25 protein-coding genes are annotated in these 18565 nt (G+C 75.2%); 14 read left to right on the forward strand and 11 right to left on the reverse strand.

The window, feature by feature from the left end; genetic code table 11:
* The first annotated feature begins 110 nt into the window (after window positions 1–110).
* The 3 genes from O2V61_RS02950 (at window position 111) to O2V61_RS02960 (ending at window position 1757) form a co-directional block, all read left to right on the forward strand.
* Window positions 111–821 (forward strand): response regulator transcription factor, encoded by a 711-nt coding sequence (locus O2V61_RS02950; RefSeq protein WP_269181840.1) that lies wholly within the window; start codon window positions 111–113, stop codon window positions 819–821.
* A gap of 85 nt (window positions 822–906) precedes the next feature.
* On the forward strand, window positions 907–1287 hold the full coding sequence (locus O2V61_RS02955) for a hypothetical protein (protein WP_269181841.1): 381 nt from the start codon (window positions 907–909) through the stop codon (window positions 1285–1287).
* Between the two features lie 23 nt (window positions 1288–1310).
* Entirely contained in the window at window positions 1311–1757 is a 447-nt protein-coding gene (locus O2V61_RS02960; RefSeq protein WP_269181842.1) for an SRPBCC family protein, read from the forward strand.
* 13 nt (window positions 1758–1770) lie between these two features.
* Here the strand turns inward: O2V61_RS02960 and O2V61_RS02965 are convergent, their stop codons facing one another.
* The gene (locus O2V61_RS02965; RefSeq protein WP_269181843.1) at window positions 1771–2778 is read right to left on the reverse strand and encodes a potassium channel family protein; all 1008 of its coding nucleotides are present in this window, start codon (window positions 2776–2778) and stop codon (window positions 1771–1773) included.
* Between the two features lie 186 nt (window positions 2779–2964).
* Between O2V61_RS02965 and O2V61_RS02970 the strand changes: the two genes are divergently transcribed.
* Genes O2V61_RS02970 through O2V61_RS02990 form a run of 5 tightly spaced genes read left to right on the forward strand, consistent with a single transcriptional unit; the run spans window position 2965 to window position 5820 of the window.
* On the forward strand, window positions 2965–3810 hold the full coding sequence (locus O2V61_RS02970) for an NAD-dependent protein deacetylase (protein ID WP_269181844.1): 846 nt from the start codon (window positions 2965–2967) through the stop codon (window positions 3808–3810).
* Window positions 3807–4106, forward strand: a complete 300-nt coding sequence (locus tag O2V61_RS02975) for a biopolymer transporter Tol (RefSeq protein ID WP_269181845.1) — start codon at window positions 3807–3809, stop codon at window positions 4104–4106. Before O2V61_RS02970 ends, O2V61_RS02975 begins: the two co-directional genes overlap by 4 nt.
* A gap of 57 nt (window positions 4107–4163) precedes the next feature.
* Window positions 4164–5135, forward strand: a complete 972-nt coding sequence (locus O2V61_RS02980; protein WP_269181846.1) for an MSMEG_6728 family protein — start codon at window positions 4164–4166, stop codon at window positions 5133–5135.
* An 11-nt stretch (window positions 5136–5146) separates the two neighbouring features.
* A complete protein-coding gene (locus O2V61_RS02985) occupies window positions 5147–5434 on the forward strand; it encodes an ArsR/SmtB family transcription factor (protein ID WP_269181847.1) in 288 nt (95 codons plus the stop codon).
* Window positions 5431–5820, forward strand: a complete 390-nt coding sequence (locus tag O2V61_RS02990) for a VOC family protein (RefSeq protein WP_269181848.1) — start codon at window positions 5431–5433, stop codon at window positions 5818–5820. Before O2V61_RS02985 ends, O2V61_RS02990 begins: the two co-directional genes overlap by 4 nt.
* 8 nt (window positions 5821–5828) lie before the next feature.
* Here the strand turns inward: O2V61_RS02990 and O2V61_RS02995 are convergent, their stop codons facing one another.
* From O2V61_RS02995 to O2V61_RS03005, 3 genes are read right to left on the reverse strand one after another with little or no spacing between them, the layout of a single operon-like run.
* Window positions 5829–6701 (reverse strand): phosphotransferase, encoded by an 873-nt coding sequence (locus O2V61_RS02995; protein ID WP_269181849.1) that lies wholly within the window; start codon window positions 6699–6701, stop codon window positions 5829–5831.
* Window positions 6698–7099, reverse strand: a complete 402-nt coding sequence (locus tag O2V61_RS03000) for a PaaI family thioesterase (protein WP_269181850.1) — start codon at window positions 7097–7099, stop codon at window positions 6698–6700. Before O2V61_RS03000 ends, O2V61_RS02995 begins: the two co-directional genes overlap by 4 nt.
* Window positions 7096–7455 (reverse strand): VOC family protein, encoded by a 360-nt coding sequence (locus O2V61_RS03005; RefSeq protein ID WP_269181851.1) that lies wholly within the window; start codon window positions 7453–7455, stop codon window positions 7096–7098. Before O2V61_RS03005 ends, O2V61_RS03000 begins: the two co-directional genes overlap by 4 nt.
* Window positions 7456–7558: 103 nt before the next feature.
* Here O2V61_RS03005 and O2V61_RS03010 point away from each other — a divergent pair, with 103 nt between their 5' ends.
* Together O2V61_RS03010 and O2V61_RS03015 are read left to right on the forward strand one after the other, a co-directional pair.
* Window positions 7559–8116, forward strand: a complete 558-nt coding sequence (locus O2V61_RS03010) for a YbaK/EbsC family protein (RefSeq protein WP_269181852.1) — start codon at window positions 7559–7561, stop codon at window positions 8114–8116.
* Window positions 8117–8136: 20 nt separating this feature from the next.
* The gene (locus O2V61_RS03015; protein WP_269181853.1) at window positions 8137–8286 is read left to right on the forward strand and encodes a hypothetical protein; all 150 of its coding nucleotides are present in this window, start codon (window positions 8137–8139) and stop codon (window positions 8284–8286) included.
* A 7-nt stretch (window positions 8287–8293) separates the two neighbouring features.
* On the opposite strand, the gene mscL is transcribed toward O2V61_RS03015, so the two are convergent.
* The 3 genes from mscL to O2V61_RS03030 all read right to left on the reverse strand — a co-directional run bounded on the left by mscL (window position 8294) and on the right by O2V61_RS03030 (window position 9925).
* Entirely contained in the window at window positions 8294–8713 is a 420-nt protein-coding gene (mscL, locus tag O2V61_RS03020; RefSeq protein WP_269181854.1) for a large conductance mechanosensitive channel protein MscL, read from the reverse strand.
* 46 nt (window positions 8714–8759) lie between these two features.
* Window positions 8760–9416 carry a Flp pilus assembly protein CpaB gene (gene cpaB / locus O2V61_RS03025; protein WP_269181855.1) on the reverse strand — a complete coding sequence of 219 codons (657 nt, stop codon included), beginning with the start codon at window positions 9414–9416 and terminating at the stop codon, window positions 8760–8762.
* A 110-nt stretch (window positions 9417–9526) separates the two neighbouring features.
* Window positions 9527–9925: an FmdB family zinc ribbon protein gene (locus O2V61_RS03030; RefSeq protein WP_269181856.1), complete on the reverse strand. Its 399-nt coding sequence runs from the start codon at window positions 9923–9925 to the stop codon at window positions 9527–9529.
* Between the two features lie 177 nt (window positions 9926–10102).
* Here O2V61_RS03030 and O2V61_RS03035 point away from each other — a divergent pair, with 177 nt between their 5' ends.
* Together O2V61_RS03035 and O2V61_RS03040 are read left to right on the forward strand one after the other, a co-directional pair.
* A complete protein-coding gene (locus O2V61_RS03035) occupies window positions 10103–10585 on the forward strand; it encodes a MarR family winged helix-turn-helix transcriptional regulator (protein WP_269181857.1) in 483 nt (160 codons plus the stop codon).
* Between the two features lie 42 nt (window positions 10586–10627).
* Window positions 10628–11656 (forward strand): LLM class flavin-dependent oxidoreductase, encoded by a 1029-nt coding sequence (locus O2V61_RS03040; protein WP_269181858.1) that lies wholly within the window; start codon window positions 10628–10630, stop codon window positions 11654–11656.
* A 24-nt stretch (window positions 11657–11680) separates the two neighbouring features.
* Here the strand turns inward: O2V61_RS03040 and O2V61_RS03045 are convergent, their stop codons facing one another.
* The 4 genes from O2V61_RS03045 to O2V61_RS03060 form a co-directional block, all read right to left on the reverse strand.
* On the reverse strand, window positions 11681–12403 hold the full coding sequence (locus O2V61_RS03045; RefSeq protein WP_269181859.1) for an AAA family ATPase: 723 nt from the start codon (window positions 12401–12403) through the stop codon (window positions 11681–11683).
* Window positions 12404–12541: 138 nt separating this feature from the next.
* The gene (locus tag O2V61_RS03050; RefSeq protein WP_269181860.1) at window positions 12542–14059 is read right to left on the reverse strand and encodes a carboxyl transferase domain-containing protein; all 1518 of its coding nucleotides are present in this window, start codon (window positions 14057–14059) and stop codon (window positions 12542–12544) included.
* Entirely contained in the window at window positions 14056–15297 is a 1242-nt protein-coding gene (locus O2V61_RS03055; protein WP_269181861.1) for a CaiB/BaiF CoA transferase family protein, read from the reverse strand. The genes O2V61_RS03050 and O2V61_RS03055 overlap by 4 nt, the downstream gene beginning before the upstream one ends.
* 68 nt (window positions 15298–15365) lie before the next feature.
* Window positions 15366–15941, reverse strand: a complete 576-nt coding sequence (locus tag O2V61_RS03060) for a 5-formyltetrahydrofolate cyclo-ligase (RefSeq protein ID WP_269181862.1) — start codon at window positions 15939–15941, stop codon at window positions 15366–15368.
* A gap of 27 nt (window positions 15942–15968) precedes the next feature.
* Between O2V61_RS03060 and O2V61_RS03065 the strand changes: the two genes are divergently transcribed.
* Window positions 15969–16913, forward strand: coding sequence for a UTP--glucose-1-phosphate uridylyltransferase (locus O2V61_RS03065; RefSeq protein ID WP_269181863.1), 945 nt, complete (start codon window positions 15969–15971; stop codon window positions 16911–16913).
* A 106-nt stretch (window positions 16914–17019) separates the two neighbouring features.
* Window positions 17020–18507: a molybdotransferase-like divisome protein Glp gene (gene glp, locus O2V61_RS03070; RefSeq protein ID WP_269181864.1), complete on the forward strand. Its 1488-nt coding sequence runs from the start codon at window positions 17020–17022 to the stop codon at window positions 18505–18507.
* Window positions 18508–18565: the final 58 nt, after the last annotated feature.

Here is an 18565-nt window from a genome sequence, read left to right on the forward strand (position 1 = left end):
CCCCGCGTCACCGCCCGGGAAGTCTCCTCTGCAGAAGTGCTCAAGCAGTCCGTTCACCCGGTCGATCTACTGCTCGTCAGTCGATGACCCACAGTGAGCGGAGACCGAACGTGTCCACCCCGATGGCCAGCACCCCCCGCGGCGTCACCCGCGTCCTGATCCTCGCCGACGCCCCGGTCCTGCGCCGTGGGCTGGTCGGCATGATCAACGAGACCGCCGGCATGCAGGCGGTGGGCACCCCGGGGGAGCCGCGTCGTGCGCTGACCCTGGCGGAGTCCGCCCGCCCCGATGCCGTGGTGGTGGAGCTGGGCACCGGCCGGGCGGCCACCCTGAACGCGGTGCGGGACCTGCGTCGCCGGTTCCCGCAGCTGGCCGTCGTCGCCCTGGCCACGTCGGAGGACCCGGGTGTGGTGAACGAGGCGCTGGCCGCCGGGGTGCGCAGCTACCTGCTGATGAACACCTCCCCGACCCTGCTGGGCTGGGCGGTGCTCGCTGCCCGGGCCGGGCGCACCGTGGTGGACCCGCAGATCCGTCGTGGTGAGGGGGCCGAGGTGCCGGTGTCGCGGGAGCTGACCCCGGAGGTGCCGTTGACCCGCCGGGAGTCCGACGTGCTCGACGAGCTGATCCAGGGGCAGTCGAACCGGGCGATCGGGAAGAACCTGTTCATCTCCGAGGACACGGTGAAGTCCCACGTGAAGGCGATCCTGCGCAAGCTGGGTGCCCGCGACCGGGCGCACGCGGTCTCCCTGGTGCTGTCGGCGCGCAACCCCGGCTGCTCCTGCGGGGCCCACCGGCTCACCGAGGCCACCGCCGAGGTTTGACCGCAGTCGCGCGACGGGTCGGGCAGCGGCCGGGCACCGTCCGCGGAGCCCGGCCGGCGGGCGGATCCGGGACTACCGTTGCGGCATGGTCGGGATCCTGGCGGCTGTGCTGCTGGTCCTCGTGCTGGCCGGGCTCGTGGCCTGGGCGATGTCGGTGCCGCAGACCGCGGTGACCGGCCCGGACGGCTGGCGGCTGCCCGTGCGCGACCGGGCACGCCAGCAGACGGCGATCGCCGCAGCGCGCTGGACGGCCGGCCACGACGAGGTCGACGGTGTCACCCGCGTGCTCCTGCAACGCACCTGCATCGGCCTGGACGGCCGGCCGGACGTGCTGGAGGAACGGCTGTTCGACAGCTTCCCGGCCCACGACCCGCTGTGGGAGGCGCGCTTCACCGAGGCGATGGCCAACGCCCGGTTCCGCTGCCGCTACCTCAACGCCGAGGAGGGGCACCCGGAGCAGCCGTAGCGCCCGGGGCGGAGGATGGGGTCATGGGTCAGGTCGTCGCCACCGCAGAGCACGTCGTACACGCACCGGCGGACGTCGTCCGCGCGGCGCTCGCCGACTACGAGGTCACCCGGCCGAAGGTGCTGCCGGAGCAGTTCAGCCAGTACCGCGTCGACGCCGGCGGGCAGGGTGCCGGCACCAAGGTGCACTGGCGCCTGCAGGCCACCTCCAAGCGGGTGCGCGAGCAGGACGTCGTCGTCACCGCCGGGCCCGACGGCGCCCTGGTGGAGAGCGACACGAACTCCTCCATGGTCACCACCTGGACCGTGCACCCGGACGACGCCGGCGCGAGCACCGTGCGAGCCCGCACCACCTGGACCGGCGCGAGCGGCATCGGCGGCTTCTTCGAGCGCACCTTCGCGCCGAAGGGGCTGGCCCGCATCCAGGGCGCGATGCTGGAGCGGCTGGAGCAGGAGCTCGCCGCCCGCTGAGCAGCCGGCGGCCTCAGGCCGAGCGCGTGCCGGGCCAGTCGTAGCTGGCCGCCGCGATCCGCCGGGACAGCTCGTCGCGCAGCTCGGCGCACGCCCCGGTCTGCTCGGCGAGCTGCGCCGCGTCCACCGCCAGGCCCTGTCGACCGGTCTCGCCGGCCTCCAGCTCCGGCGCCGGCGGAGCCTGCTCACCCCCGGCCGTGGGGGCGTGGGTCACGTACTGCTGCACGGCGGACAGCACCGATCGGCGCACCCCGGACGGCAGCCGGTCGGCCGGGTCGGCCGCCGACGACAGCACCAGCACCGCGTCGAGCAGCACGGCGACCGCGGGTGCGGTGCCGAGCTCGGGTGTCTGTGGCCGGTAGGCGTGCAGCAGGGGATAGGCCCGGTGCTGCTGCCCCAACGTCGTGAGAGCCGAGGAGAGCGACGACAGCGACACCACGGCCGGGACCGTGGTCCCCGGCGCGGCCAGGCCCGCGGCCATCTCGGCGCCGGTGCTGCCGAAGCCGGTGACCTGGGAGGCGAAGCTCCGCTTGGCGACCACCGCGGAGATCACCGAGGTCAGGTAGGAGACCCCCAGGGTGATCAGCAGCATCCCGCTGAGCGCGGCGGCCACGGTGACCAGCTGGAAGCCCGCACCGGACGGCTGGTACGCACCGTTTCCCAGGGTCACGATGCTGTACCCGGCGAAGTAGAACCGCTCCCAGACCGAGGCCGGTGCGCCACTGGACGAGCTGACCACCGCCTCCTCGTCGCCGAGGAGGACCAGCGACCAGCCCAACCAGAGCAGGGCGAACCAGGCACTGACGGTCGCGGCGACGAGCACCACGCCGGGGCCGCCCACCACGCGCACCGGCGCGGAGTCCGCCACGGCGGGCCGCCGGGCGATCCGCCACATCGCCCGGGTGATCAGCCGGGTCAGCGGGCCGGGACCGCTGGCCACCGCCAGCGTGGTCCGCGCCTCGTCGACCACGGCGAACGCGACGATGGTCAGGCCGATGACGTCCCACCACCACCCGGTCACCAGGGACCCGGCCGACGGTCGTTGGCGCGGTCGTGAAGGGGAGCCAGGACGGTCGCCTCCTCGGACGGGCCCGTGGGGGCAGCGGACGGGTGTGCCACTGGGGGTGACCTCGCAGGTCGCCGGCTACACACGGGAGCGTTCCGCGGGCTGACGGCGCAACCGCCGTCGGGCAGGGACGATGGAGCAGTGACCGCAGCGACCCCCACCGTCGAGGGCCTCTCCGAGCTCGCCGACCTGCTCACCGACGGTGGCGCCGTCGTCCTCTCCGGCGCCGGGCTGTCCACCGACTCCGGCATCCCCGACTACCGCGGCGCCACCGGCTCGCTGCGCCGGCACACGCCGATGACCTACCAGACCTTCACCCGTGACCCCCGCGGCCGGCACCGCTACTGGGCGCGCAGCTACGTCGGCTGGCGGCAGATCGAGCAGGCCCGGCCGAACGCCGGGCACCGCGCCGTCGCCGCGCTGCAGCAGGCCGGGGCGGTCGGCGAGGTGATCACCCAGAACGTCGACGGGCTGCACCAGGCCGGTGGCGCCCGCGAGGTCCTGGAGCTGCACGGCGGGCTGGACCGCACCGTCTGCCTGGCCTGCGGTGACGTGGCCTCCCGTGCCGACCTCGACGTCCGGCTGCGGGCGGTCAACCCCGGGTTCCGGCCCGAGCCGACCGACGAGGTCAACCCCGACGGCGACGTGGAGCTCCCCGAGGAGGAGCTCGACGGGTTCGTGATGGTCGACTGCCTGGCCTGCGGCGGGGGGCCGCTCAAGCCCGACGTGGTCTTCTTCGGCGAGACCGTGCCCCGCGACCGCGTCGACACCTGCTTCGCACTGGTGGACGCCGCCCGGGCGCTGCTCGTGCTGGGCTCGTCGTTGACCGTGATGAGCGGCTACCGGTTCGTCATCCATGCGGCCAAGCGCGGCATCCCGGTCGCCATCGTCAACTCCGGGTCCACCCGCGGCGACGCGAAGGCCTCGCTCAAGGTCGACGCCCCGCTGGGTGCGGTGCTGCCCGAACTGGCCCGCCGGCTGGCATGACCCGCGAGGTCGAGCACACCGAGGACGGCCGCTGGATCGTCGTCGACGGCCGTCGTTGGCGGACCGCGGACCCCACGCTGCCGGACGACGTCCGGGCCCGCCTGCTGCACCACCTCGGGGTGGCCCGCTCGGCGGTGCGCACCCACCGGGGCGACGACGACGCGGTGGCCGCGGCCCGCGCCCGGGTGCAGCTGGCCAAGACCGGCCTGGGCGAGCGCGGCACGGCCTGGTGGGACCAGGACGACGCCGAACGCCGAGCCCGCTGGGAGTCCGCCCTGGCGGCGCTCGGACCCTGAGGGGCCGACGTCGCGACTTCGGCCCCTGGAGCTGCCCGGGCGGTTGACCGTTCGGCGGTGCGGGCAGGAAGCCCGGCGATGCAGACGTTCCTGCCGGTCGCCGACTTCACCGAGGCCGCCCGGCTCCTGGACAACCCCCGGCTGGGCAAGCAGCGGGTCGAGTGCCTGCAGGTGCTGCGCGCCCTCGAGCTCCCCGACTACGGCTGGGCCAACCACCCGGTGGTCACGATGTGGCGCGGGCACACCGCCGGGCTGGTCGTCTACTCGCTGGCGATGGTGCGGGTCTGGCGCGAGCGCGGGTTCGCCGACAGCACCGAGACGCTGATCAGCGAGTTCGCCCCGGACGCGGCCCGGCTGACCCAGGCCGAGGCGGCCGACGCCGGCCTGCTGCCCAGCTGGGTGGGGGACGAGGAGCTGCACCGCTCGCACCGGTCGAACCTGCTGGCCAAGGACCCGGCGTTCTACCGGTCGCGGTTCCCCGGCGACCCCGACGACCTGCCCTACGTCTGGCCCGGGGCTGACGACGTCCGCCGGGCGCCCGAGCCCGAGGGGGTGCCGGTCTGGGTGGTGCGGCCCCGGGCGCACCCCGAGCTCGGCGCGGCGCTGGCCACCGGCGTGGTCGGGCTGGGCACCCAGTCCGGCATCGACGTCGACGCGACCGGACAGTCGCCGGCCGAGTTGCGGGCGCTCTCCAAGGAGCTCTCCGGACGCCGTCCGGCGAAGGACCTGCGCCAGCTGTCCACCTTCCTGGACGAGGTGGCGCCGGGCGACCTGGTCGGCCTGCCGATCGAGCACGGCGCGGGACTGCTGCTCGGCGAGGTGGTGGGCGATTACGCGTTCGCCGGACGGGAACTGCTGCCGCACCGCCGTCCGGCGCGGTTCGAGTCGGTGGTGCCGCGGACGGCGGCCCGGCCGCCGGCGACCCTGCAGGACCCGCGGGCGCTCTTCCGTGTCGTGCTCGATCCGGACGCGGTGCCGGCGGGGCTCCGGCGCGACAACCCGTTGACAGGCAAGTCGCTGCTTGCCTAACGTCTCACCCCGTGGGTGACGTGTTCAAGGCGATCGCCGATCCCACCCGAAGGGCGATCCTCGACGAGCTCACGGACCGGGACGGGCAGACGCTGTTCGAGCTCTGCTCCCGGCTGGCCACGAAGCACGGCATGGGATCGAGCAGGCAGGCGGTCTCCCAGCACGTGGACGTCCTCGAGTCCGCCGGGCTCGTGCGCCGGCGCCGGGAGGGCCGCTACACGTTCCACCACCTCGACACCGCGCCACTGGGCGAGATCGCTCGCCGGTGGTCGGTCCCGGACCCGGAGGAGGACCCATGAGGGTCAACGTCATGAGCGTGATGGTCGACGACCAGGCCAAGGCGCTGCGCTTCTACACCGAGGTGCTCGGCTTCGTGCCGAAGCGGGAGATCCCGCTGGGGGAGCACTCCTGGCTCACCGTCGTCTCACCCGAGGAGCCCGACGGGACCGAGCTGTCGCTCGAACCGGACGAGCACCCGGCGGCTCGGCCGTTCAAGGAGGCGCTGGTGGCCGACGGCATCCCGTTCACCTCGTTCGCGGTCGCGGACGTGGCCGCCGAGTACGAGCGGCTGACCGCGCTGGGCGTGCAGTTCACCCAGCCACCCACGGACATGGGCGTGGTGACGACGGCCGTGCTCGACGACACCTGCGGCAACCTCATCCAGATCGCGGCGATGAAGGGCTGACCCGGGCGTCACCGCAGACCGGTGCCGACCTCCTCGACCGCGGCGGCCAGCCGCTGTCGCGCCTCGGGCAGGTCGGTCGGCTCCCGCGCCGCGTGCACGAACCACCAGGCGCTCGCGTAGAGCCGCCGCAGCCAGACGAACGGCGCCAGCTCGGCATCGCTCACGGGATCGGGCATCGCGTCCAGCGCCGCCCGGCCGTCGAGGCGCGCGGAGGTGCGCAGGCTGGCCAGGTCCCAGTGCCGCGGGCCCCGGCTGGTGTCCTCGAGGTCGGTCCAGCGCAGCCCGTCGCTGGTGACCAGGATGTTGCCGGGGTGGGTGTCGCCGTGCAGCGTCATCGCGGGACCGGCGAGCCGTGGCCGCAGGGTGGTCACCAGCTCGCCGACCTCGTGGAGCAGCGCGGGGTCCGCGCCCAGCCGGGTGCCGGAGGCGACGAAGACCGCCAGGTCCTGCAGCGGCCGGTCCAGCGGTGAGCCGGTCCACAACGGCGGGAGCGTGTCGAGCGCCTCGTGCAGCTCGGCCAGCGACCGGCCGGCCTGCGCCGCGGTCGGTCGATCCGGCGACACGTCGACATGTCGCCAGAACGACACGGTGAGCCCGTCGTGCTCGTGCGGACCGGGCGGCAGCAGGTCCGTCGGCGGCACGACCGCCGCCCCGGCCGCGGTCAGCGCCGCGGCGAGCGCGACCTCCCGGGTGAACGGCCGGCCGATCTCCGGGCGGAGCAGCGGCGTGAAGACGGCCACCCGGGCCACCACCGGTGCCGGGCACAGGTGCACCACGGCGTTGACGCCCCAGGACAGCAGCGCCGGGTCGTCGACGGGGAGGCCGTGTTGCCGGGCGAGGGCGACCGCGGCGGCGACCGCCTGCTCGACCGTCGCGGTCACTGCGCGGGCAGCGGCACGTTCTGCAGGCGAACCTGCCCGCGGGCGACGATCTTGCCGTCCTCGCGGGTGAGGGTGACCAGCCACAGCTGCAGCGTCTTCCCCTGCTGCACCGGCTCGGCGAGCACGTCGAGCCGGCCGGCGGTCATCGGGCGCAGGAAGTCGGTGTTGTTGTTCACCCCCACTGCGAACTGGCCGCGCTCGGCGACCGCTGCGCTCGCCCCGACGCTGGCGGCGCCCTCGACGATGGTGCAGTAGACGCCGCCGTGCACGACACCCCAGGGCGTGTGGTGCGCCGGCCCGACCTCGACGTGCCCGGTGACCCGGGTGCCGGTGACCTCGGCCAGCTCGAACCCGGTGGCTGCGACGAACGCGCTGGCGGCCGTCAGGTCCGAGGTCACGCGGCGTCCCAGACGAGGCAGAACGGGTGCCCGACCGGGTCGGCGTAGACCCGGAAGTCCCCACCGCCGCCGGGCAGCCGGCGGGCGCCCAGCTCGAGCACCTGCGGCTCGGCGGCGTCGACGTCGGCGACCCGGATGTCGAGGTGGAACTGCTGGGGCCGAGAGGGGTCCGGCCAGTTGGGTGGCTGCAGGTCGGGGGCCTGTTGGAAGGCGATCCGGTAGCCGGCGCCGGTGGCGACGACCCAGTCGTCGCCGGGCTCGCCGTTCACCTCCATGCCGAGCAGGCCGGCGTAGAACGTCGCCAGGGCGTGCGCGTCAGGGGCGTCGATGACCACGGAGTGCAGCTGACCGATCATGGCGGCCATCCTCTCCCGCCTCCGCCGCACCTCACCAGCAGGCCTCCGGCGCAGCCGACCCCCGCGCGGTGGCCGGCCTCGAGCGTGTCGCACGATCACGGGCATGGCCGCACCCGACTCCGCCCCGCAGCTCGGCACGTTGACCTGGCTCCCCGCCGCTGACCACCCGGAGCTGCTCGGGCAGCCGGTGGCCGCGGCGCTGCCCTCGCTGACCGGGCCGGCCTGGGTGGCGGCGATCGACGAGGACGCCGCCGACACCGCGGCGTTCAACGACGTCTACGCCGTCCCGGCGGCCGCCTCGGCCAACTGCGTGGTGGTCGCCGCACGCCGGTCCGGGGAGACGACGCTGGCCGCCTGCCTGGTGCTGGCGACCACCCGCGCCGACGTCAACGGCCTGGTCCGGCGGCACCTGGGGGCACGGAAGGCCTCGTTCGCCCCGCAGGACGTCGCGGTCGCCGAGAGCGGGATGGCCTACGGCGGGATCACCCCGGTCGGGCTGCCGGCGTCCTGGCCGGTGCTGGTCGACGCCGCGGTGGCCGCCAGCGAGCTCGTGGTCATCGGCTCGGGCACCCGGGGGAGCAAGCTCGCCGTCCCCGGTTCGGTGCTCGCCGGGCTGCCGGGCGCGGAGGTGCTCGAGGGGCTGGGCCAGCCGATCGGCTGACCCTGCCTACCCTCGGTGGCGTGTCAGAGCACGAACAGCCACCCGCCGCACCGCGCCGTGAGCGGGCACCCGACGACAGCGATGTCGGCTGGGGGGACCGGTCGACCGACCCGGACGACGACGACCGCCGCTACCTGGAGGACCGCCCGCCGCACTGGGGCAGCGACTGACCGCTGCTCAGGCGCGGTGCCGGGCCTCGGAGTCGGCCGTCGGCGGCTGGCCGTGCTGGGCCTGCAGGAGGTCGCGGATCTCGACGAGGAGCTCGGTCTGGGTGGGCAGCACCGGCCCGGTCTGCTCGCCGCGCTCGCGGCGCTCGAACAGCGCCTTCATCGGCAGCACGACCACGAAGTAGATGACCGCCGCGGTCAGCACGAAGGTGATCAGCTGGTTGACGAAGTCGCCCCAGGCGAAGGTCTGCCCGTTGACCTCGAACGTCCCGCCCTGCACGCCACCGCCCCCGACCAGGCCGATCAGCGGGCGCAGGAACGCCTCGGTGAACGAGCTGACCACGGCGGTGAACGCGGCCCCGATGACCACCGCCACCGCGAGGTCGATGACGTTCCCGCGGAGCAGGAAGTCCTTGAAGCCCTTGAGCACGAACGGCACCTCTCGGTCGCGGGGCGCACCCGGGGTGGCCCCATGATCACGGCCGGCCGAGCGTAACGGTGAGCGTCGCGGTCGCCGCGGCAGCGGCCAGCCGGGCCGCGGTGTCGGGGGAGACGGCCAGCACCAGCAGCCCGCCGCCGGCCGGGGCACCCGCGGCCGGGCCGTCGGGGACCGCCGGCGTGGGGGCGGTGAGCACCAGTGCGCTGGTGGCGACCACCTCGACCGCCGGCGATGGGGTCGGGCCGGCCACGCCGGCGGCCAGCACGTCGACCCGGTCACCGGCGCGCAGCAGCGTCGCCACCGCGAGGTCGGCCAACCGCACCGGTGCCGCGACCTGGCCGTCGGGGACCGCGGACCACAGCCCCGGCCCGACCAGCCGGACGTCGGTCACCGGTTCCCCGGCTCGCACCGGCGCGGCCAGCAGCCGGCCGGTCAACCCCTCGGCGTCGGCCGTGCCGCCGGACGGGAGCAGGTCGGTCGGCAGCTCGGCCGCGGCCAGGTCGCCGGCGGTGAGCACCGTGCCGGCCGGGAGGTCAGCCGCAGCGACGACGACCGGGGTGGTCGCCGCGACCGGCCCGGCCGGGCCCGGCGGCGGGGGACGCAGCGCGAGGACCAGCGCCAGGCACACGAGCACCGCCGCGGCCACCTGACGCAGCAGGAGCACGGGCGAGCGCGGACGGCGGAGTCGGGGCACACGGCGACGCTAGGAGCGGCGGGGGCGCCGGTCCTGTCGCGGCGGAGAGCTGTGGACCGCGGACCCGGTTGTGGACCGGCGGCAGCGCGCCGCCGCCGTCCGTGCGCCGGTCAGTTCGCGGCCTTGCCCCCGCTGCCACTGGACGACGAGTTGCTCGACGACGACGCCGTGCTGCTGGCCTTGCTGCCGGAGTCCTTGCTGCCGGAGTCCTTGCTGCCGGAGTCCTTGCTCCCACCGGACTCCTTGCTGCCGGAGTCCTTCTTGCTGCTGGACTCCTTGGTCCCGCCGGACTCCTTGGCGCCGGAGCTGGTGGACGCACCCTCGCTCTTGCGGCTGTCGGTCCGGTAGAAGCCCGAGCCCTTGAAGACCACGCCGACCGAGCCGTAGACCTTGCGGACCGGCGCCTCGCACTCGGTGCAGGTGGCGACGGCGGGGTCGGTGAACGACTGCACGACCTCGAACTCGTGCTTGACCTCGGGGTTGGTGCAGACGTACTGGTAGGTGGGCACGGTGCTGGAGCTCCTCGTCCGATCCGAGCCGGGCTGGCACTCGGCCCCGGCGACTGCCAATGATGCGCCGTCGGCCTGCTCGCCGTCCACGCCGGTCGGCCGGTGTCCGGGTGTCGCGTGACGAGCGTCTCCCTCCGCGCCCGGGTGGCGCCTGCGCGGCCGGTACCGTGGCCCGGCGTGTCCTCCCCGTGGCTCGACGAGCAGCAGCAGCGCACCTGGCGGGCGTGGCTGGCGGTCGCGGAGCTGCTGCCCCGCACCCTCGACTCCCAGCTCCAGCGGGACGCCGGCCTCACCCATGCGGCCTACGTGGTGCTGGCGATGCTGTCCGAGGCGCCGGGCGGGAGCCGCCGGATGAGCGACCTGGCCCGCACCGCCAACCAGTCGCAGAGCCGGCTCTCGCACACCGTGGCCCGGCTGGAGGAACGAGGGTGGGTCCGCCGCGAGAAGGCCGCCGAGGACCGCCGCGGGAACCTCGCCGTGCTCACCGATGCAGGCCGCGAGGTCGTGGAGCGGGTCGCACCCGGGCACGTGTCCGCCGTCCGGGAGGGGCTGTTCGCCGCGCTGACCCCAGCGCAGACGCAGGCGCTCGGCGAGGCGCTCACCGCCGTCCTCGACCGGCTCGACCCCGACGCCACGCTCCGGGTGCCCGGGTCCGGCTGACCGTCGGGAAGCCCGCCCGCCGGGGCGGTGTTGGCCGCAGTGATGTCCGAGACCCCGCTGCCCCTGTCCGTGCTCGAGCTGGCCACCGTCGGGTCCGGGCAGACCACCGCCGACGCGCTGGCGCACACCGTCGCCGTCGCCCAGGCCGCCGACCGGCTCGGCTACCGGCGGCTGTGGGTGGCCGAGCACCACAACATGCCGGCGGTGGCCAGCACCAACCCGCCGGTGCTCATGGCGCACCTGGCCGCGGTGACCGACCGGATCGTGATCGGCTCCGGCGGGGTGATGCTGCCCAACCACGCGCCGCTGGTGGTGGCCGAGCAGTTCGCCCTGCTCGAGGCGCTGCACCCCGGGCGGATCGACCTGGGGATCGGCCGCGCCCCGGGCACCGACCAGCACACCGCGCTCGCGCTGCGCCGCGACCCGGCGCTGCTGTCGGCCGAGCAGTTCCCGCAGGACCTGCTCGACCTGCTCGGGCTGTTCGGCGACCGGCGGGCCGAGGGCGGGCTGGCCGAGCGGTTCACCGCCACCCCGGCCGCCGTCTCCGCGCCCCGGGTCGTGCTGCTGGGCTCCAGCAGCTTCTCCGCGCAGCTGGCCGGGCAGCTCGGGCTGCCGTTCACCTTCGCCCACCACTTCGGCAGCCCGCACGCCGTCGCGGCGCTGGAGCTCTACCGGGAGGCCTTCCGGCCCTCGGACGCGCTGCCCCGGCCCTACGCCGTCGTCACCGCGAACACCCTGGTCGCCGAGTCCGACGAGGAGGCCCGGCGGCTGGCGCTGCCGGGTCAGCTGATGCGGCTGTCGATCCGCACCAACCGGCTGCGCCCGGTGCCGAGCCTCGCCGAGGCGGCGACCGACCCGGAACGCGCCGCCGCCGAGGGGATGCCGAGCAACGCGATCATCGGCGGGCCGGAGCGGGCGGTCGCCGAGCTGCGGCAGCTGGCCGCCGACACCGGCGCCGACGAGCTGATGGTCACCGCCTCCACCCATGGCGTGGCCGAGCGGCTGCGGAGCCTGGAACTGCTCGCCGACGCCTGGGGGATCACCCCGGCCGGGCGGGCCACCGCGGCTTGACTCGCCGGCCGGCGCCCTGGTCGGTCAGCGCAAGTGGCGGAGGTAGCCGGCCGGGTCGGTGAGGAACTGCCGCCAGTTGACGGTGAGCTCCAGCTCGTCCCAGCGCGCCGGCCGCAGACCCCAGTCACCGACCTCCACCAGCTGGGCCCCCGGCAGCGCAGCGACGACGGGGGAGTGGGTGGCGACGACGACCTGCGCACCGGACGCCACCAGGTCCAGCAGCACCGTGACCAGTGCCAGGCTGCCGCCGAAGGACAGCGCCGCGTCGGGCTCGTCGAGCAGGTAGGTGCCGCCCCCGCCGCCGGCCCGCCGGGTCAGGACCTCGAGGAACGCCTCCCCGTGCGAGAGCTCGTGGTACTCCGGGTCGGGTCCGCCGATCTGCTCCAGGTGGCTGTACAGGCCGTGCAGGGTCTCGTCGCGGAGGAAGCAGCCCCACCGGGACGCGCCGGGGCTGCGCTCGACGACCAGCCCGAGCGACTCCGGCTCGCTGGGCCGCGTGCTGAAGCGGGTGTTCACCGTGCCGCCCTCCGGGTTCAGGCCCAGCGTGACGGCGAGCAGCTCCATCACCGTCGACTTGCCCGACCCGTTCTCCCCGACCAGCACCAGGGCGCCGTCCGGCAGCTCGAGGCCGGTGTCGAGCAGCTGGGCGACGGCGGGCACGGTCAGCGGCCACCGTGCGCGCTCGTCGTCGGTCGGTGCGGGCCGGCCGGGATCAGGCCGGAAACGGCGGATGGGGCGGCTGTCCACGCCGACATCGTGGCCCGGGGGTACGACGCTCCGGACGGCGTCCCCCTGCACCAACGGCTGTCCCCCCGCACCGACGCTGGTGCAGGGGGACCGTCGGTGATCAGGTGACCTGGTCCACGGTGGGCGACGACAGCGGCGTCAGCGGCCCAGGTGGCGCCAGCGGCGGGTGCGGGAGCGCATCCGCTCGACGTCGTCCCGGCCCAGCAGCCCGGCCAGCTCCTCGGCGAGCACCCGGCCCAGCCGCTGGCAGAACTCCACCGGCTCGTCGGCGGCGTCGGGCCGCTCGGGCACCACCCGGTCGACGATGCCGGCCCGCCAGAGGTCGGTGGCCCGCACGCCCTGCGAGGCGGCGAGCTCGTCGGCCCGGTCGACGGTGCGGTGCACGATCGCCGAGGCGCCCTCCGGGGGCAGCGGGCCCAGCCAGCCGTTGGCGGCGGCCAGCACCCGGTCGGCCGGCACGAGGGCCAGCGCGCCGCCGCCGGTGCCCTGCCCCATCAGCACGGCCAGGGTCGGTGCCTTCAGTACCACCATGTCCTGCAGGCAGCGGGCGATCTCCCCGGCCAGCCCGCCCTCCTCGGCGTCGACCGAGAGCGCTGCCCCGGGGGTGTCGATCAGCGTGAGCAGCGGCAACCGCAGCTCCGCGGCGAGCCGCATGCCGCGCCGGGCCTCGCGCAGGGCGCCCGGGCCCAGCGGTGCCGAGAGCGACTGCCCGCGCCGGTCCTGGCCCAGCACGACGCAGGGGGCGCCACCGAAGCGGGCCAGCGCCAGCAGCAGCCCCGGGTCGGACTCGCCGGCGCCGGTGCCGTTGAGCGTGACGACGTCGGTCGCCGCCGTCCGCAGCAGCTGGCGGGCCCCCGGGCGTGCCGTCCGCCGGGACGCGGTGACCACGTCCCAGGCGCTGCGGCCGTCCTCCGGGTCGTCGGCCTGCGTGCCGTCGCCGGGGACCGGGCCCTCGACCGAGGCGGCCCGGTGCCACGTCTCCCGGGCGGCCAGCACCCGCAGTGCCCGGTCGGCGACGTCGGCCAGCTCGTCGACCGGGACGACGCCGTCGATCAGCCCGCGGGAGGCCATGTTCTCCGACGTCTGGACCCCCGGCGGGAAGGGCTCGCCGTACAGCGCCTCGTACACCCGGGGGCCGAGGAAGCCGATCGCGGCGCCCGGCTCGGCGATCGTCACGTGCCCCAGCGAGCCCCAGGAGGCCAGCACCCCACCGAACGTCGGGCCGCGCAGGTAGACCAGGTAGGGCAGCCCGGCGTCCTTGTGCCGGGCGATCGCCGCGGTGATCCCGATCATCTGCAGGAAGGCGACGGTGCCCTCCTGCATCCGGGTTCCCCCGGACACCGGGGCGGCCAGCAGCGGCAGCCCCTCGTCGGTGGCCCGCTCGACCGCCGACATCAGCCGTTCCGCGGTGGCGACGCCGATCGACCCGGCCAGGAAGCCGAACTCCCCGGCCACGACGGCCACCCGCCGGCCGCGCAGCGTGCCCTCGCCGGTGACGACCGCCTCGTCCTGGCCGCTCTTCTCCGCCGCGCGGGCCAGCTCTCGGGCGTAGGCGTCGTCGACCTCGCGCGGGGGCACGCTGGAGTCCCAGGACCGCCAGGACCCCGGGTCGAGCACGATGTCCCGCAGTGCCCGGGCGTCCAGCCGGGAGCTCACGTGGCGTGCCCGTCCTCGACGTCGGCGCCCTCGCCCGCCGGCTGCGGCACGCCTTCGGCCGGGCCGGACAGCCAGGCCCGGATCGCCTCGCCGTCGGCGCCCAGCACCGGGGGCGGGGTGTGGTCGCGGCGGGTCGTCTCGGTCTCGCCCTCGGTGCCCGGGGCGAAGAAGCGCAGCGGCGGGCCGGGCAGGGTGAGCGGCCCGGCGGTCGGGTGGTCGACGGAGATCGCCAGCCCCTGGGAGAGCGTCTGCTCCCAGGCGTAGACCTCGTCCAGGGTGCGCACCTTGCCGGCCGGCACGCCCGCGGCGGCCAGCCGGGCCAGCAGCTCCTCGGCCGGGATCTCGGCGAACGCGCCCTCCAGCAGCTCGATCACCCGCTCGCGGTTGCCCACCCGCTCGCCGTTGGTGGCCAGGCCGGGTGCGTCGGCGTCGAAGCCGAACTCGGTGCAGAGCCGGCGCCACAGCCCCTCGCTGCCGCAGGAGAGCTGGACGCTCCCGCCGGCGCAGCGGAACAGGCCGTAGGGGGCGATCGAGGGGTGGTGGTTGCCCTGCCCGCGGTTGACCTTCCCCGCCACGGTGTACGCCGTCCCCTGGAAGGCGTGCACGCCGACGACGGCGGCCAGCAGCGAGGTGCGCACCACCTGGCCCTGTCCGGTGCGCTCGCGCTCCAGGAGCGCGGCGAGCACCCCGTAGGCGCCGTACATGCCGGCCAGCAGGTCACCGATCGGGACGCCGACCTTCTGCGGGTCCTCCGGGCCGGAGCCGGTGAGCGACATCAGCCCGGCCTCGCCCTGGGCGATCTGGTCGTAGCCGGCGCGCTGCCCCTCGGGGCCGTCGTGGCCGAAGCCGCTGATCGACAGCTGGACCAGCCGGGGGTTGAGCTCGGCGAGCACGTCCGTGCCGAAGCCGAGGCGGGCCAGCGTGCCGGGCCGGAAGTTCTCCAGCAGCACGTCGGCGCGGCGCACCAGCTCCGTCAGCACCGCCTTGTCCGCGTCGTCCTTGAGGTCGAGGGTGATCGACTCCTTGTTGCGGTTGGCGGAGAAGAAGTACGTCGACTCCCGACCGGCGCCCTCGGGCTGCACGAACGGCGGGCCCCAGCCGCGGCTGTCGTCACCGCTGCCCGGGCTCTCCACCTTGATCACCCGGGCGCCGAGGTCGCCGAGCATCATGCCGGCGTGCGGTCCGGCCAGGGCGCGGGTCAGGTCGACGACGAGGACGCCGTCCAGGGGGCCACTCACGAGGGGGTAGGTCCTTCCAACGAGACGACGGAGACGTCGGTCACCCTCTCACCGGTCCGTCTGGCGCGTCAGTCGAGCTGCCACCAGCCGGCAGACGGGGTGACGACGGCGGTCACCCGGCGGTCGTGCGGCCCGGCCGGCAGCTCGGCCACCAGCTCTTCGTCGAACACCACGGCCACGATCGTCGCGCCGGGGCGGGCGTGCGCCAGCGCGCGGTCGTAGTACCCGCCGCCCCGCCCCAGCCGGGTGCCGTCGGCGGCCACGGCCAGCGCCGGGACGACGACCACGTCGGCCGCGGCCAGCGCACCGGGCGGCAGGCGCGGGCCGGTCGGCTCGAGCAGCCCGAAGCGGCCGGGGACCAGCCCGCCCTCGTGCTCCGCCCAGGACAGCTCCCGCCCACGCGCCGGCACCACCGGGAGCAGCAGCCGGCCGGGCAGCGCGTCGGGCAGCCGGCCGGCGCCGGGCTCCTCGGCCGCGGGCACGTAGGCGGCGGTCACGGGGGTCCCGGCGAGCCGGCCGGCGAGCGCCTCGGCGAGGGCGTCGGCGGCCGCGGCGCGGGCCGCGGGGGAGCGGTCCGCACGCCCGGCCAGCAGGGTCGCGCGCAGCGTCGCCTTCGCGCTCACCACCTCGGGGGAGTCCGCCATGTCGGCAGGCTAGCTACGCTGCCCGGCATGTCGACTCCGTCCGCCCCGAGTCCGCGCCCGGCCAGGAAGTCCGTCATCCCGGTCGCCGGGATGGGCACCCGCTTCCTCCCCGCGACCAAGGCCGTCCCCAAGGAGCTGCTGCCGGTCGTCGACCGGCCGGCCCTGCAGTACATCGTCGAGGAGGCCGCCCGGGCCGGCGTCGGCGAGGTGCTGATGGTCACCGGGCGCAACAAGGGGAGCATCGAGGACTTCTTCGACCGCACGCCGGAGCTGGAGACCGCCCTGGAGGCCAAGGGCGACCAGAGCCGGCTCGACGCGGTGCACGAGTCCACCGACGTCGCGCAGGTCTTCTTCGTGCGCCAGGGCGAGGCGAAGGGCCTGGGCCACGCCGTCCTGCAGGCCGCGGCCTTCGTCGGGGACGAGCCGTTCGCGGTGCTCCTCGGTGACGACATCATCGATGCCCGCGACCACCTGCTCGAGCAGATGCTGGCCGTGCAGGCCGAGCACGGCGGCGCGGTGGTCGCGCTGCTCGACGTGGGTGCCGACAACATCTCCAAGTACGGCGCCGTCGCCGTCGAGGAGGCCAAGGTCTCCGGGGACGCCGCCGGCGACGAGGTCTTCCGGGTCACCGGCATGGTGGAGAAGCCCCCGGCCGACGAGGCCCCCAGCACGCTGGCGATCATCGGCCGCTACGTGCTGCCCCCGGAGGTCTTCGCGGCCATCCGGGACACCCCGCCCGGCCGTGGCGGGGAGATCCAGCTGACCGACGCGCTGCTCAAGCTGGTCCAGGACGGCATGCCCGTGCACGGCGTCGTCTTCTCCGGCCGCCGGTACGACACCGGCGACAAGCTGGACTACCTCAAGGCCGTCGTCCAGCTGGCCGTCGAGCGCGAGGACCTCGGCCCCACGTTCGGGCCGTGGCTGCGTGACTTCGTCGCCGACCTGCCCGCCGAGGGCGCGTCGCCCGCCTGAGCGGACCCTGCAGAGGGCACCATCGGGCCCAGGTCCGTCATCGGCGGCCGTGGCCGGCGACCCGGGCACGGGGGAGGCCCGAGGACGGGGGACGACGGTGGTGGGGATGAGCGACGACAGCACACGCGGGTGGATGTCCGGCGGAGGTCGGGACACGACGCAGCTGGACCTGGCGAGCGGCGGGCTGGTCCCGTCTCCACGGGACAACCAGCTGCTCTCCGGGCCGACGCCGGTGGTCACCCACGACACCGTGCAGGTCGACCGGTCGGTGTTCTCCTCCGACCGGGTGCCCTCCCCGGCCATCGCCACCGGCGACCGGTCGCCGGACCCGATGGCCGACACCGGCTCGGTCGACGTGTCCGGGGTCCGGCTGCGCCCGGTCGAGCACCACCTGGACGAGATCCTCGGCGCCGTCCCCCAGCCCGACCCGATCGAGCTCGCGGTGCTCGACGCCCAGGGGCTGCTCTGCGCCGAGCTGGTCACCAGCCAGCGCTCGCTGCCCGCCTTCGACCAGGCCGGCCTCGACGGGTACGCCGTCCGCTCGGAGGACATCGCCACCGCGACCGTGGAGCAGCCCGTCGACCTCGCCGTCGTCGGGGAGACGGTCGCCGGTGCGGCGGAGCAGGCCACGATCAGCGCCGGGCTCGCGCAGAAGGTCGCCGTGGGCGCGATGCTGCCGGCCGGCGCCGACGTCGTCGTCCCGGCTGCCTGGACCGACCAGGGCGCCGCCCGGGTGCAGGTCTTCGCCGCGCTCGCGCCCGGCAGCTACGTCCGCCGGATCGGCGACGACGTCGCGACCGGCGACACCGCGGTCGAGATCGGCACCCCGATCGGGCCGGCCCAGATCAGCCTGCTGGCCGCCGTCGGGCGGGAGCGCGTGGCCGTGCGGCCGCGCCCGCGGATCACGGTGCTGTGCGCCGGCAACGAGCTCGTCGACGTCGGGGCGGTGGCCGGCCCCGGCCAGCAGGTCGACGTGAACAGCTACGCACTCGCCGCCGCGGCGCGGGACGCCGGCGCCGAGGCGTACCGGGCGGGGATCATGCCCAACGACCGGCGGCGGATGGTGGAGCTGCTGGAGGGTCAGATGCTCCGCAGCGACGTCGTCCTGGTCGCCGGCACCTTCGCCAACGGCGGGCACGACCTGCTCCAGGAGGCGCTGGACGAGCTGGGTGGGCTGACCTTCACCCAGGTGGCCATGCACCCCGGCCCGGTGCACGCCTTCGGCAAGCTCGGCCCCGACGCGGTCCCGGTGATCTGCGTGCCCGGTGAGCCGGTCGCCGCCCTGGTCGCCTTCGAGGTGTTCGTCCGTCCGGCGATCCGGCTGATGCTCGGCAAGCGCCAGCTCTTCCGGCGCACCGTGCAGGCGGTCTCCGCCCAGCAGCTCCTCTCGCCGCTGGGGTACCGGCAGTACCTGCACGGCCAGGTCATGCGCCACCCCGACGGCGGCTACGTCGTCGAGCCGATCGGCGACGGCGACCAGGCCATGCTCGCCCGGATGGCCCGCGCCAACTGCCTGATCGTGGTGGACGAGGACGTCACCGAGGTCTCCGCCGGTGGGCTGGTGACGGTCATGCCGATGCTCCTCGGGGGCTGAGCTGGACCCGGCACCGCACCCGGGCTGGCCGGCACGGCTGGCGTGGGGGCCGGTCGAA

It is taken from the genome of Modestobacter sp. VKM Ac-2985 (assembly GCF_026967925.1).
GTDB lineage: Bacteria > Actinomycetota > Actinomycetes > Mycobacteriales > Geodermatophilaceae > Modestobacter.

Coding starts and splice junctions, on each gene's coding strand:
- O2V61_RS03040 (WP_269181858.1), top strand. CDS start 10,628: ATGTCCGAGACCCCGCTGCCCCTGTCCGTGCTCGAGCTGGCCACCGTC.
- O2V61_RS03010 (WP_269181852.1), top strand. CDS start 7,559: ATGGCCGCACCCGACTCCGCCCCGCAGCTCGGCACGTTGACCTGGCTC.
- O2V61_RS03065 (WP_269181863.1), top strand. CDS start 15,969: ATGTCGACTCCGTCCGCCCCGAGTCCGCGCCCGGCCAGGAAGTCCGTC.
- O2V61_RS02990 (WP_269181848.1), top strand. CDS start 5,431: ATGAGGGTCAACGTCATGAGCGTGATGGTCGACGACCAGGCCAAGGCG.
- O2V61_RS03060 (WP_269181862.1), bottom strand. CDS start 15,941: ATGGCGGACTCCCCCGAGGTGGTGAGCGCGAAGGCGACGCTGCGCGCG.
- O2V61_RS03005 (WP_269181851.1), bottom strand. CDS start 7,455: ATGATCGGTCAGCTGCACTCCGTGGTCATCGACGCCCCTGACGCGCAC.
- O2V61_RS02960 (WP_269181842.1), top strand. CDS start 1,311: ATGGGTCAGGTCGTCGCCACCGCAGAGCACGTCGTACACGCACCGGCG.
- O2V61_RS02975 (WP_269181845.1), top strand. CDS start 3,807: ATGACCCGCGAGGTCGAGCACACCGAGGACGGCCGCTGGATCGTCGTC.
- glp (WP_269181864.1), top strand. CDS start 17,020: ATGAGCGACGACAGCACACGCGGGTGGATGTCCGGCGGAGGTCGGGAC.
- O2V61_RS02955 (WP_269181841.1), top strand. CDS start 907: ATGGTCGGGATCCTGGCGGCTGTGCTGCTGGTCCTCGTGCTGGCCGGG.